Below are 12,432 nucleotides of genomic sequence, written 5' to 3'. Positions count from 1 at the left end.
GACGGCGGGGCCTGTCAAGGCGCGGGGAGGGCGGCTTTCGACCATTCTTCGGGCAGAAAAGTGAGCTCGCGGAAGACCGCGTTGCTGACGAAAACGCCCTCGGGGGAAAGGCGGTAGGTCGAGCCCTCCCGACGGAGCAGATCTTCGCTCACCAGGCGCGCCAGGGGGCCCGCCACGAGGCGACATCCGGGGGGCCCGAACTTCGCCTCCAAGGCGGCGAGCTCCAGGCCCTGATCGGTCCGCAGCGAGGTATGGCAGAAGTCGGTCAGGGCTTCGTGGGCGGCGAGGGTCTCGCGCTGCTCAGGGGGAAGGCCCGCGTAGGGCGTGGACCAGCGCTCCTCGGCGGCGGCGCGGATCTGCGCTTCGTAGACTTTGATGTTGGCGGCATTCCAGAAACGGGTGCCCCACTCCAGGTCGGGAAGGTACGAGTGCGCGCTGAGGCCGATGCCCCAGTAGGGCTGATCTTGCCAGTACAGCGAGTTGTGGCGCGAGTGGAAACCGGGGAGTGCGTAGTTCGAGATTTCGTAACGTTCATAGCCCGCGGCGCGCAGCTTTTCGTCAATGTGACGAAACATCGCGAGCTGCACGTCGTCCAGGGGGCGTCCCTTGGATAAGACATGGCCTTCGGGGACGGTCAGGCAGTAGGGACTGATGTGGGGCGGACGAAAGTCCAGCATGGCCGCGACATCTTTTTCGAGAGTCGCGAAGTCCTGGCCCGGCAGCGCGAAAAGAAGGTCGGCCGAATAATTCACGCCCCATTCGGAGAGCATGCCCAAGGTCTCGCGCGTCTGGCGGGCGTCGTGTTCGCGGTGGACGGACTTGAGCAGTCCGTCATCGAAGGTTTGCGCACCCACGCTGAAACGATTCACGCCGAAGGCCATCAGCTCTTTCAGATTCTGGGGGCTCAGCGTCGCGGGATTGATCTCCATGGTGATTTCGCAACCCGGACTACGGCGGAGTCCTTCGTTTTCAAGCGCCTGAATGAGGGATATGATTTGGTCGGGACGCAGCAGACTTGGAGTGCCGCCGCCGAAATAAATCGTATCGGTGGTCGTATAAGGCAATCCCGGGCGGCGGGTGCGGATCTCTTGCTTGACCAGCTCGACGTAGTCGTCGGTCGGCATGATCTTCGAGCGCTCATACGTCGCAAAGTCGCAGTACGTGCAGCGTTGCAGGCAGTAGGGAATATGAAAGTAAACGCCGAACGACATTCGGGGGAAAGTAAACCATGACGAAGCAATATCAATTGAAAAATGGCCTTCAAGTCCTGCTCATCGAAAGCCACAAATCCCCCGTGGTCTCTTTACAGGCTTGGGTCCGTACGGGCAGCGCCGACGAGATTCCGAAAGAGGCCGGGATCTCGCATTTCATCGAGCACTTGCTGTTCAAAGGTACCCGCAAATTCAAAGTCGGAGAAATCGCGCAGATCATCGAAGGCTCGGGCGGCGAGCTGAACGCCTACACCTCCTTCGACCAGACGGTCTTTTACATGACTCTGTCGAAGACCTACATGCGTACGGGGCTCGAGGCGCTTTCGGAAATGATGGGTTATCCCGAATTCGATCCCGCCGAAATCGACGCGGAACGGGAAGTCGTCGTTGAGGAGATGCGTCGGGGGATGGACTCGTTGGGGCGGAACGCCTCGCAACTTCTGTTCACGACCGCCTACGGTAAACATCCCTACGGTCGGCCCGTCATCGGTTTCGAAAACATCATTCGTAAAGTGACGCCGAAGACGATCCGCTCTTATTTCGAGGGACGTTATAACCCGAAAAATATGTTCCTGGTCATTTCGGGCGATTTCGAAGTTCCCGAAACGAAGAAAATGATCCAGGAGTTCTTCGGCGATCTGCAGACGCATCCCGTGCGCAAAGTGAAGCGCCCGAAGGTGCCGAAGATCACCAAGGCGAAAATCAAGGTCGACACTTCGAAGTTCGAGCAGTCCATCGCCTACGTGGGCTGGCCCGTGCCGAAAATCTCGCACGCCGACATTCCGGCGCTCGATCTGCTCGCGTTCGTGTTGGGCGCGGGGGAAACTTCACGTCTGGTGCACCGGCTGCGGATGCAGGAGCCGCTCGTGCAGAGCGTGGGCGCCAGCACGTTCACGCCTTCCGATGCGGGACTCTTTCTGATCTCGACCAGCTTCGCGGATTCGGATCCGAAAAAAATCTTCGCCGCCATCCGTGAAGAGCTCATGCGCGTGATCCGCGACGGTGTCGACGCCGCGGAAATTCAGCGCGCGGTCACGAATCTGCAAAGTGATGAATTCTACTCGTTGGAGTCCGTCGACGGCCTTGCGCGCAAGTACGGGAATCTTGAATTTCACTTCCGCGACGTGAAGATGTCCGAGCGCTATCTGAAAATCATGCGGGGTCTGACCTCGGCGGATTTGCAAAAGGTCGCGCGCAAGTACCTACTTCCCGACGCGACGATCGCGACGGGTCTGCAGGGACAGAAGGCGAAGGATCTTGCGGTCGCTTTGAAGACGTTCATCGCGGATTTGAAGAAAGATCTGAAAGATCCCGCGGCGAAGAAAAAAGCGAAGGTCGTGAAGGTGAAACATGCGGCGGTTCCGCGCTTCAAGGCGCAGAACCGGACGCCCGAGGTCGAGCTGATCGAACTCGCGAACGGGGACCGCGTCCTTTACCGTCCCTCTTTCGATACTCCGGTCGTCTCCGTACGGGTTGCGGCGATGAGCGGAATGCGCGCCGAGCCCGCCAACCAAGGCGGCTTGTGTGAACTCGTCACGCGCGCGTGGATGGGCGGAACGCCCGAGCTGACCGAGCTCGACATTTCGACCAAGATTGAAGGCCTCGCGGCGGGCATGAGTCCCATGGGCGGTAAAAATTCGCTCTCGATGGGTGTGGACGTTCTGTCTTCGGCGATTCAGCCGATGACCGAGCTGTGGGCGCAAATGTTGACTCAGCCCACGTTCCCGCAGGAAGTGATCGACCGCGAACGTCAGATTCAGCAGCACCAGATCCAGGCGAAGAAGGACAACCCCGCGCAGATCTGCATGCAGCTTTTCGCGCAAGGGATGTTCGGCGCGCATGCGTATAGCCGTGACGGACTGGGCACGATGGCCAGCCTGCAATCGCTGACGCGCGAGAATCTGCGCGACTGGTGGAGCGCGAATTTCCTGAAGCGCAGGAAAACCATCGCGATTTGCGGGGCGACCGATGTCGACTCCTGGGTGCAAGCCTACGAAGCCGCGGTTGGCAAAAAAGCGCCGATTGCGTTGGTGCCGGATTCGAAGGCGATCGTGTATCCGACCTCGGCGGTTTCGGTTTTCGAGAAGGTCGAAAAAGAGCAAACCCACCTGGTGTGCGGGTTTCCGGGTCTGACGATGTTCGACGATCGCCGCTACGCTCTACAGATCATTCAGTCGATCCTGGCGGGGCAGGGCGGACGCCTTTTCCTCGAATTGCGCGATAAAAACTCGCTGGCATACAGCGTGTCGCCTTTGCGGATGGAAGGTCTGGACGGCGGTTACTTCGGCGCGTACATCGGCTGCGCTCCGGGCAAAACCGAAACCGCGCTTCGCATGATGCACGAGCAGTTCGATCGCCTGTGCGAAGAAATCGTCCCGGCGGACGAACTCGAACGCGCGAAGCGCTACATCATCGGTCGCCACGACATCGACCTGCAGCGCGCAAGCTCCATCTCGGCAGCGATCCTCTTCAACGACCTCTACGGCATGGACTACAACGAAACCTTCACCAGCGCCGCCAAATACCAAGCCGTCACGGCCCAAGAGATCCGCGACCTCGCCCGCCAAATCTTCCGCCAACCCACGGTCGTCTCGGTCGTCGGCCCCCGCGCCCTGGAACAGGCCGCCGGCTAGTAGGGTACCATCTACCCTGCCGCGCAGGGTAGATGGTACCGCACGCGGTACGTGGTACCGCACGCGGTACGTGGTACCGCACGCGGTACGTGGTACTTTCCGGAAGGTAGCAGCTACCTTCTGGAAAGTAGAGGCTACCTTATCGGTTGTAGTAGGTGGGGTTATCTCAGATTGAGATCGAGGTCTGGAAATCGGACTTTTTTCCGCACCCCGGACCGTGGCCAGGATAAAATAGAAGCAAGATGGGACTGAAAGCCGGGAAATCCCCGCAGGAATCCACATTGCTGGTCAGCTCGCGCGATTACTTCGTTGAGATCGTGAGTGAGAGTTTGCAGAAACGTCAGGTGCGCGTTTCGCCGCTCGGTGAACGTTACCTTGTGGATTTGCTCGAGCACTACTTGCATGCGACGAATTTGTTCGCCACCGAAGGAGGGGGCCGCTCGCCGACCTTGGCCGAGATGTTTTTGGAGGCCGGCCAGCGCAAATCGCCCGAAAAATTCGATCTGCTCAAGAAACTCGGCGATCGTTCGTTGTACATCAGCGGCTTCTTCGGGGATTCGCTCGAGCGCAGCCTCGTCGACGTCGATTATTATGCGGAGATGGGCGGCGCGGCCTATGGCTGGCTGGCCGACAGCGTGAACGAAGCCGAGGTTGCCGAAGTCTACCGCATCTACTCGAAACGCTTTCATGAGTTCGTGGACGTCCTGGCCTACATCAGCCAACGCTCCATGGTGCAGTCGGACCAGAGCCTCTTGCGCCTGTACGACCGCTACCTAAAAACGGGCTCCGAGCTCGCGCGCGAGCAGCTCGCCGAACATGGGGTCGTGCCCCTGACCCGCGATCAGCTGAAAGCTTCAAAGCAGGACTGAACCTGGACAGCCCCGTCCCCCGGGTATAGGCTAAATCCTATGTTTGGTATCGGAATGTCCGAGATGTTAATCATCGCGGTGATCGCCCTCATCTTCATCGGACCGGATCAGATTCCCGCGGTTGCGCGCAACGTGGGCAAGTTCATGAACGATCTCAAGCGCAGCACCGACGACCTGAAGAAAGATTTCCAACAGCAATCCGGTCTTCCGCAAAACTTCGACGAGTGGCTGGAGTCGCGTCGCGATCAGCCCGCGCCGAACCAAATCGCACCGCCGGCCCATCTGGCCAACGCAAAACCCGAACACGAAGAGCACGATCCCTACGCGGGGCTTCTGGAGGACAACCACGAGCCCGTCCAAGTCACCGGTTCCAACGGTCTTGGTCATCCGCCGACGGATGAAGAGGGTCAGACCTCGATGAATCTCGACGACGACGAGAAAGATCCGAAAAAATCATGAGTCGCCAAGAGGATCTCGCGGAAAGCCAGCAAAGCCTGACGGAACACCTGCGAGAGTTGCGCACTCGTATCATCAAAGCGCTCTACGGAATCCTGATCGGCGCGATCATCTGCTACAACTACGTCGAGCAGATCATGCTCTACATTCGCGCGCCGATCGAGCGCCACCTCCAGGGGGGCGGCCTGGTCTTCACCGCGCCGGCGGATAAATTCATCGCGTATTTGAAGGTCGCGGTTTTTTGCGGCTTCATTGTGGCGACACCGTGGTGGCTTTACCAAGCTTGGAAATTCGTGGCCCCCGGGCTCTACGCAAAAGAGAAGAAGTACTCGCTCGCGTTCATCTTCTCGGGCTCGGTTCTGTACATTGCGGGTGTCGTCTTTGGGTACTTCCTGGCGTTGCCGGCGGCGTTCGACTTTTTGATGATGTTCGGCGATGGAACCGACAAGCCCATGATCACGATCGATCATTATCTGAGTTTCTTCACGACGATGCTTTTGGTGTTCGGACTCGCGTTCGAGCTGCCGCTCATCATCGTCATCCTGGGGATGTTGGGCTTCGTCAGCCAGGATTTCCTGCGCAAGAATCGTCGCTACATGGTCGTGATCCTGGCGATCGCATCGGCGATCCTGACGCCGACGCCGGATGCGATCAGTATGTTCACGCTACTGATCCCGCTGTACATTTTGTTTGAGATCTCGATCTTCTTCGTCGGCTTTTTCGAGAAAAAAGCGGAAGAGCCTGCGGACGAGCGTCCCCGGACATAAAAAACCCGGGAAGCCCCGGGTTTTTCATTCAAGCCTGTTCGAATTTGATGAGAACCGCGCCGGATTCGACGCTATCCCCTTGCTTCACCTTGACCTCTTTGATCACGACGTCGCGAGTGGCGCGCATTTCGTTCTCCATCTTCATGGCTTCCATGATGAGGAGCGGTTTGTTCTCTTTCACGATGTCGCCAGGTTTGACGAAGATCTCGATGATCTTGCCGGGCATACCCGCGCGCAGGTCGGCGGCACCGCCGAAACCTCCGCCACGTTTCAAAGATTCATGCAGAAGCATTTCGTCGTTAAATATCTTCACGGTGCGGAACGAATTCCGCGTGAAGACGGTATATTCGGTATCCTGACCGATGACGTCCATCATGTAGCTGACGCCTTTGAACAGGAAGCTGAAGTAGGACTCCGATTTTTGGTAGTCCTTCTTCGAGATATCGTAGGCGACCCACGGATCTTGCTCGCGCTGGATCGAGATCTTCCACGAATTCCGGTTTTCGGTGACGTCGACTTTGAATTTTTGGCCTTTCAGCTCGGCTTCAAAATACATGGCAATCCTTTACGGCAACCGCAGTTGCATCTTGCGGCCGATGTTACGCCACTTCGACAGAGTGTTGAGTTGGCGCACGTCCTTCGACTTCCGGTCGTTGTACGCGGTGATGGCCGCGGCAATCAGGAACACGTCGTCGTTCACTTCGGTAAAGATCGTGGGTTCGATGACCTCGAAATTCTTTTCCAAGAACTGCGTGGTGTACGAGCCATCACGGAACTTTTCGTGCCTCAGAATGGTCTTCAAAAGCATGATGTTCGACTTGATCCCCGACAAGATGAACTCGCTCAGCGAACGATCCATACGCTCGATGGCCTCTTCGCGCGTTTCACCCCAGGTGATGACTTTCGCGATCATGGGATCGTAGTAGATCGGCACTTCGTAACCGGGATAGGCATAGCTATCCACGCGCACGAAGGGACCTTGCGGGTGACGGCAGGCGCGAATCAGGCCCGGGCTGGGTTTATACGTGATCGGGTCCTCCGCGCAGACGCGGACTTCGATCGCGTGTCCCGACTGCACCAGATCCGACTGGCTGAAGCTCAAGGGGTCGCCCCAAGCGACATGGATTTGCTCTTTCACGAGATCCACGTTGGTCGTCAGTTCCGTGATGGGGTGCTCGACTTGCAAGCGGGTGTTCATCTCCATGAAGTAAAAATCCTTCGTGGAGTTATCGAAAATGAATTCGATGGTTCCCGCGCCGATATAGTCGATCTGTTTCGCCGCGCGCACGGCGGCTTCGCCCATCTTGATCCGCACCGCGGGGGGAACCGAAGGGCTGGGCGCTTCTTCGATGACCTTTTGGTGACGACGCTGGACGGAGCACTCGCGCTCGAACAGATGCACGACGTTGCCGTGCTTATCGCCGAAAACTTGGATCTCGATGTGTTTCGGATCGTTGACGAACTTTTCGATATAGACGCGTTTGTCGGCGAAGTAGTTCTGGCCTTCCGATTGGCAGGCGCGGAAGGCGCTGTCGACTTCATCCGCGGCGCGCACCACGCGCATTCCTTTACCACCACCGCCGGCGGACGCCTTGATGATGACCGGGAAGCCGATCTTCGAGGCGATCGCGGCCGCCTGCTCGACGGTGTCGACGGCGCCGTCGCTTCCGGGTACGGTCGGTACGCCCGCTTTTTTCATCAGAGCTTTGGCCGACAGCTTGTCGCCCATCGCTTCGATGTTTTCCGGAGTCGGTCCGATGAACGTGATTCCGGCATCCCGGCAAGCGCGCAGGAAAAACGCGTTCTCCGAAAGGAAACCGTAACCCGGGTGAATGGCGTCGCAACCCGACTTCTTCGCGACGTCGATAATCTTCGAAACGTTCAGGTAGGATTCGCGGCTGGGCGCGGGACCGATGTTATAGGCCTCATCCGCCAGAAAGACGTGCAAGCTTTCGCGATCCGCGTCCGAAAACACCGCGACCGACTTGATCCCCAGTTCGCGGCAAGCGCGGGTGACCCGGATCGCGATTTCGCCACGGTTTGCGATCAAAATCTTTTTGAACATACCGTGCTCCTTAGAGGGGGATGTTCCCGTGCTTTTTCGCCGGGTTCACATCGCGTTTATTCTTCAGCATCTCGAGCGATTCGATCAGACGTTTACGGGTCAAAGCGGGTTCAATGACTTCATCGGTATAACCCAGCTCGGCGGAAACGTAAGGGTTCGAAAACTTCTGTTCGTATTCCTTGATCAGCCGCGCGCGTTCGGCGGCGGGGTCTTTCGCTTTCGCGATCTCTTCGCGGAAGATGATGTTCACGGCCCCTTCGGCACCCATGACCGCGATTTCCGCCGTCGGGTAAGCCAAATTGATGTCGGAGCGCAAAAGCTTCGATCCCATGACGATGTAGGCGCCGCCGTAGGCCTTGCGCGTGATCAAGGTGACTTTCGGAATCGTCGCTTCGGCGTAAGCGTAAAGCAGCTTCGCGCCGTGAGTGATGATGCCGTTCCACTCTTGATCGGTTCCCGGCAGGAATCCGGGGACGTCGACGAAAGAGACGATCGGGATGTTGTAAGCGTCGCAGAAGCGGATGAAGCGCGCGGCCTTGCGGCTGGCTTCGATGTTCAAGCAACCCGCCAGAATCTGCGGTTGGTTCGCGACGACGCCGACGGGGCGGCCGTTCAGGCGCGCGAAGCCGACGATGATGTTCGTCGCCCAATGTTTGTGAATCTCGAGGAAGTAGTGCTCGTCCACAACTTCCGTGATCAGCGCCAGCATGTCGTAAGGCTTCTTCGGATTATCGGGAATCAGCTTGTTCAAAGACTCGCACAAACGATCGGGGCGGTCTTGCACGGGAAGCACCGGCGGATCGTCGACATTGTTCGAAGGCAGGAAGTTGAGAAGCTCGCGGATCATCAGCAAGCAGTGCTTGTCGTCCTCGCAGGCGAAGTGCGCGACGCCCGATTTTTGCGAATGGGTTTCGGCGCCGCCGAGGTCTTCTTTCGTCACCTCTTCATGGGTGACGGTCTTGATGACGTCGGGGCCGGTGACGAACATGTAAGAGGTCTTCTGCACCATGAACACGAAATCCGTGATCGAGGGAGAGTAGACCGCGCCGCCCGCGCACGGGCCCATGATGCCGGTGATCTGCGGGACGACGCCCGAGTTGATCACGTTGCGGGTGAAGATGTCCGCGTAGCCGCCAAGGGACTCGATGCCCTCTTGGATCCGCGCGCCGCCCGAGTCGTTCAAGCCGACGATGGGTGCGCCGTTCTTCGCGGCCAGATCCATGATTTTGCAGATCTTGTTCGCCTGCGTGCGCGACATCGATCCGCCGATGACGGTGAAGTCTTGCGAGTAAACGTACACGAGCTTGCCGTTCGCGCGTCCGTAACCGGTGATGACGCCATCGCCGGGAACGCGGTTCTTATCCATACCGAAGTTGGACGAGCGGTGGGTGACGAAACGGTCCATCTCAACGAAAGAGCCGGGATCGAGCAGGATATCCAAGCGCTCGCGCGCCGTCAGGCGTCCGCCTTGCTTTTGCTTCGCGAGGCGTGCGCTGCCGCCGCCCTGCATGGCGCCTTCGTTGCGCTGATCGAGGTCCCGAATGCGTGATTCGGTCGTCATTTCTTCCATGGAAAATTCTCCTTAGATATCAGGGGTAGCTGCGTCCGTACAGACGGGGGAAAGGGAGTGTTTCGCGAATGTGCGGAAGTCCGCAGATCCACGCGACGGTTCTTTCCAGGCCCAAGCCGAAGCCCGAGTGCGGGAAGGTGCCGTAGCGGCGCAGATCCATGTACCAGCGGAAGTCCTCTTCGCGCAGATCGTGCTCTTTAATTTTGCGAGTCAAAATCTCGAGATTATCTTCGCGCTGACCGCCGCCGATCATTTCGCCGTAACCTTCGGTCGCCAGCAGATCGCAGCCCATCGCGTAGCCGGGCTCTTTGGGATCTTCCTTCATGTAGAAGGCTTTGATCGCCGCCGGGTAGTGGTGAACGAAAACGGGTTTATCGAATTGCGAAGAGATGATCGTTTCGTCCGGAGCACCGAAGTCGTCGCCGATTTTGAATTCGGGGTTGTGCTTCGCCACGAGCTCCGCCGCTTCTTTGTAGTGCAGGCGGGGGAACGAGCCTTTGATCACTTCCAGTTTCGAAGTGTCGCGCTCCAGGACTTTGAACTCTTCGGGACGATTCTTCAGGGTCCGCTGAACGATGTACTCGACGAACTGCTCGGCGAGCTCCATGTTGTCGTACATATCGTTGAACGCGACCTCGGGTTCCACCATCCAGAATTCGATCAGGTGGCGGCGGGTCTTCGACTTTTCGGCGCGGAAGGTGGGGCCGAAGCAGTAGACCTTTCCCAGGGCGGCGGCGGTCGCCTCGGCGTAGAGCTGTCCCGACTGAGAGAGATACATTTTTTCGTCGAAGTATTTGGTTTCGAACAGGTTCGAGGTTCCCTCGCACGCGGCGGGCGTGAAGATCGGCGAGTCCGTCAGCGTGAAGCCGCGACCGTCAAAGAAATCGCGGATCGCCGAAACGAGTTCGGAACGGATGCGCAAGATCGCGTGTTGACGCTTCGAGCGCAGCCACAAGTGGCGGTTGTCCATCAGGAAGTCGGTGCCGTGTTCTTTGGGGGTGATCGGGTAATCGGGCGAGGCGCCGATGATCTCGACCGTTTTACCGCCGAGCTCGTAGACGTTTTCGTGTTTGGGGTGCTTGCGGACGATGCCGGTCACCTTCACCGAGGTCTCTTGAGTGATTTTCTCGAAAACTTCGAACGCGGAATCGTCGCACTCACCGCGGAAGAAAATGACGGGGATGATGCCCGTGCCGTCGCGGATTTCCAGGAACTTCACTTTTCCGGAAGAGCGGGTGTTGTAAGCCCATCCTTTGAGCTCAACTTCTTGGCCGACGTATTTCGAAATCTCGTCGATATAGTAACGCATGGGTAGGTTCCTCGAATTGAAAGAAGACTCGATTTTTAGCCGAGCGATCCGAGGAAAGCATGGGGAAAGCACTGGAATGTGCGGCGCTTCTGCCGCGCCAAGTCGCGGTTTTTCTAAAGCTTTTAGGGAAGGCGCAGCACCAGTGCCCAGCCACTCCGGAGGTCCACGAGCCAAAGCGCATGGGGTGTTCCGGCTTCGAGGGGCTCAATCCGCCAAACGCGGCGGTTCTTAACGTCCTTTGTCGACCAATCCGCGATGTCCCCCAGGATCGATTGGTAGCGTGTCCAACTCAACCAGGGGAAGAGCACATCCACGATAACTCCGGCTTCGCTGCGGATTTTCCGTAGATTGTCGAGATCCGTGATCCGTGCGCGAGTCTCGAAATTCTTCAGGCGCTGCAGGGGATAACGCGCTCCTTGGAGGTCGACGATCAGCAGCCGTCCGTCCACGCGGGTGGTTTCAGAAAGCTTCAAAAGCGAGCTCGCGAATTGATTCAACTCCGAGCCGCGCCCGAAGCGGTGCACATTTTCCGGCGAGAGGTTTTGGGTGGGAAATCCCGCAAGGGCGGCGCAGGACAACGTCAGAGTCGTAAGAAACGCGATGAAATGAGGCATCCCCCGGCCTTAGCGAAGGGACTTTCAAGGGGGTAGGCGCAAATGAGGGCCATGAAGGATTTGCCGGGAGCGTTCTCGGATTTGACAGCGCACTGCCCCGAAAACAACCTGATTTCGCGGTGTATCGACGATGGCGGTGGCCTCGAAATTGGAGATCTCACCGCTCGTGGGAAACCAACTTTGGGGCCGAAGCCTTCTGGGACTGATCTGCGTAAGCCTGATTTCGGGCTGTTTCCGCATGCCCGAAACGCCGTCGTCCAAAGCGGTCACGCCCTTTCCGTGGTCGAACGAAACCTATGTCGACCTGGTGCAAACGGCATTGAGCGCGCTGCCCGGTGTGCACATGAGCCCCGCGCGCGACGCGCTCAAAAAGCAGGAAGATCAAAGTTTCCTGAGCCAGCGTTTGGGCGACGTCTGTCGTTTTGAAATGAACGAAAACTTCGACGGTCTTCGCCAAGAGGCCCTCGGTGGTGAAGGTTGTCCGGTTCGTATCGAAGTCGACAACTTCGACCAGAACGTCGACATGGAAAATGGGATCGTGCGCTTTCGCGAAAACGTGATGTACGTGCGCGAACGGACGGCCGCGCGTGAGCGCGAGGGACTAGAGATTCATTCCCACTTCGCTTTCCACCTGGAGTTCGCGGACGGTCAGGCGACGCCGCGCAAGTTGGAAGTCAGCGCCGTCGCGAAACATCTGCGCGCGGGTCTTCTGAAGCTGAAAGGAGAGATGGTTTTTGGTGCCGGCGGTGAAGATCGTGTGCTGAAGATCACGATCTCGAACGAGCAGCATCGCTCCGAACTGGAATTCCATCTTTCGAAAAATGAATTGCGGATCGACGGCGGGAAGAGCGCGCTCATGAATGACTCGCGCGTGAAGATCTATACCGAAGCGCCGGACCTCACCTCGATCGAGTGAGGACGCGCGCCTTACGGCGCAA

The 12,432-nt window shown here is 58.1% G+C and carries 11 protein-coding genes; 5 read left to right on the top strand and 6 right to left on the bottom strand.

Features of this window, described 5'->3' with window-relative positions:
• Positions 1 to 14: 14 nt before the first annotated feature.
• Positions 15 to 1,211 (bottom strand): radical SAM family heme chaperone HemW, encoded by a 1,197-nt coding sequence (gene hemW / locus KF767_04615; protein ID MBX3017148.1) that lies wholly within the window; start codon positions 1,209 to 1,211, stop codon positions 15 to 17.
• A gap of 17 nt (positions 1,212 to 1,228) precedes the next feature.
• Here hemW and KF767_04610 point away from each other — a divergent pair, with 17 nt between their 5' ends.
• From KF767_04610 to tatC, 4 genes are all read left to right on the top strand, one after another.
• Positions 1,229 to 3,844, top strand: a complete 2,616-nt coding sequence (locus KF767_04610; GenBank protein ID MBX3017147.1) for an insulinase family protein — start codon at positions 1,229 to 1,231, stop codon at positions 3,842 to 3,844.
• 242 nt (positions 3,845 to 4,086) lie between these two features.
• Entirely contained in the window at positions 4,087 to 4,713 is a 627-nt protein-coding gene (locus KF767_04605; GenBank protein MBX3017146.1) for a hypothetical protein, read from the top strand.
• Between the two features lie 54 nt (positions 4,714 to 4,767).
• Positions 4,768 to 5,172, top strand: a complete 405-nt coding sequence (locus KF767_04600; protein ID MBX3017145.1) for a twin-arginine translocase TatA/TatE family subunit — start codon at positions 4,768 to 4,770, stop codon at positions 5,170 to 5,172.
• Positions 5,169 to 5,936 (top strand): twin-arginine translocase subunit TatC, encoded by a 768-nt coding sequence (tatC, locus tag KF767_04595; GenBank protein MBX3017144.1) that lies wholly within the window; start codon positions 5,169 to 5,171, stop codon positions 5,934 to 5,936. The genes KF767_04600 and tatC overlap by 4 nt, the downstream gene beginning before the upstream one ends.
• A gap of 28 nt (positions 5,937 to 5,964) precedes the next feature.
• Here tatC and KF767_04590 read toward each other — a convergent pair whose 3' ends face one another.
• From KF767_04590 to KF767_04570, 5 genes are all read right to left on the bottom strand, one after another.
• Complete coding sequence (locus KF767_04590; protein MBX3017143.1) at positions 5,965 to 6,492, bottom strand: acetyl-CoA carboxylase biotin carboxyl carrier protein subunit; 528 nt, start codon at positions 6,490 to 6,492, stop codon at positions 5,965 to 5,967.
• A gap of 9 nt (positions 6,493 to 6,501) precedes the next feature.
• Entirely contained in the window at positions 6,502 to 8,001 is a 1,500-nt protein-coding gene (accC, locus tag KF767_04585; GenBank protein ID MBX3017142.1) for an acetyl-CoA carboxylase biotin carboxylase subunit, read from the bottom strand.
• Positions 8,002 to 8,011: 10 nt separating this feature from the next.
• Complete coding sequence (locus tag KF767_04580; GenBank protein MBX3017141.1) at positions 8,012 to 9,571, bottom strand: acyl-CoA carboxylase subunit beta; 1,560 nt, start codon at positions 9,569 to 9,571, stop codon at positions 8,012 to 8,014.
• A gap of 19 nt (positions 9,572 to 9,590) precedes the next feature.
• Entirely contained in the window at positions 9,591 to 10,880 is a 1,290-nt protein-coding gene (asnS, locus tag KF767_04575) for an asparagine--tRNA ligase (GenBank protein MBX3017140.1), read from the bottom strand.
• A 122-nt stretch (positions 10,881 to 11,002) separates the two neighbouring features.
• The gene (locus tag KF767_04570; protein MBX3017139.1) at positions 11,003 to 11,494 is read right to left on the bottom strand and encodes a hypothetical protein; all 492 of its coding nucleotides are present in this window, start codon (positions 11,492 to 11,494) and stop codon (positions 11,003 to 11,005) included.
• A 166-nt stretch (positions 11,495 to 11,660) separates the two neighbouring features.
• On the opposite strand from KF767_04570, the gene KF767_04565 reads away from it, so the two are divergent.
• Complete coding sequence (locus KF767_04565) at positions 11,661 to 12,410, top strand: hypothetical protein (GenBank protein MBX3017138.1); 750 nt, start codon at positions 11,661 to 11,663, stop codon at positions 12,408 to 12,410.
• The last annotated feature ends 22 nt before the right edge of the window (positions 12,411 to 12,432 follow it).

Source organism: Pseudobdellovibrionaceae bacterium (assembly GCA_019637875.1).
GTDB lineage: Bacteria > Bdellovibrionota > Bdellovibrionia > Bdellovibrionales > Bdellovibrionaceae > JAHBUW01.
Note: the sequence above shows the minus strand (reverse complement) of the source record. Positions and strands in the feature narration are given on the sequence as shown.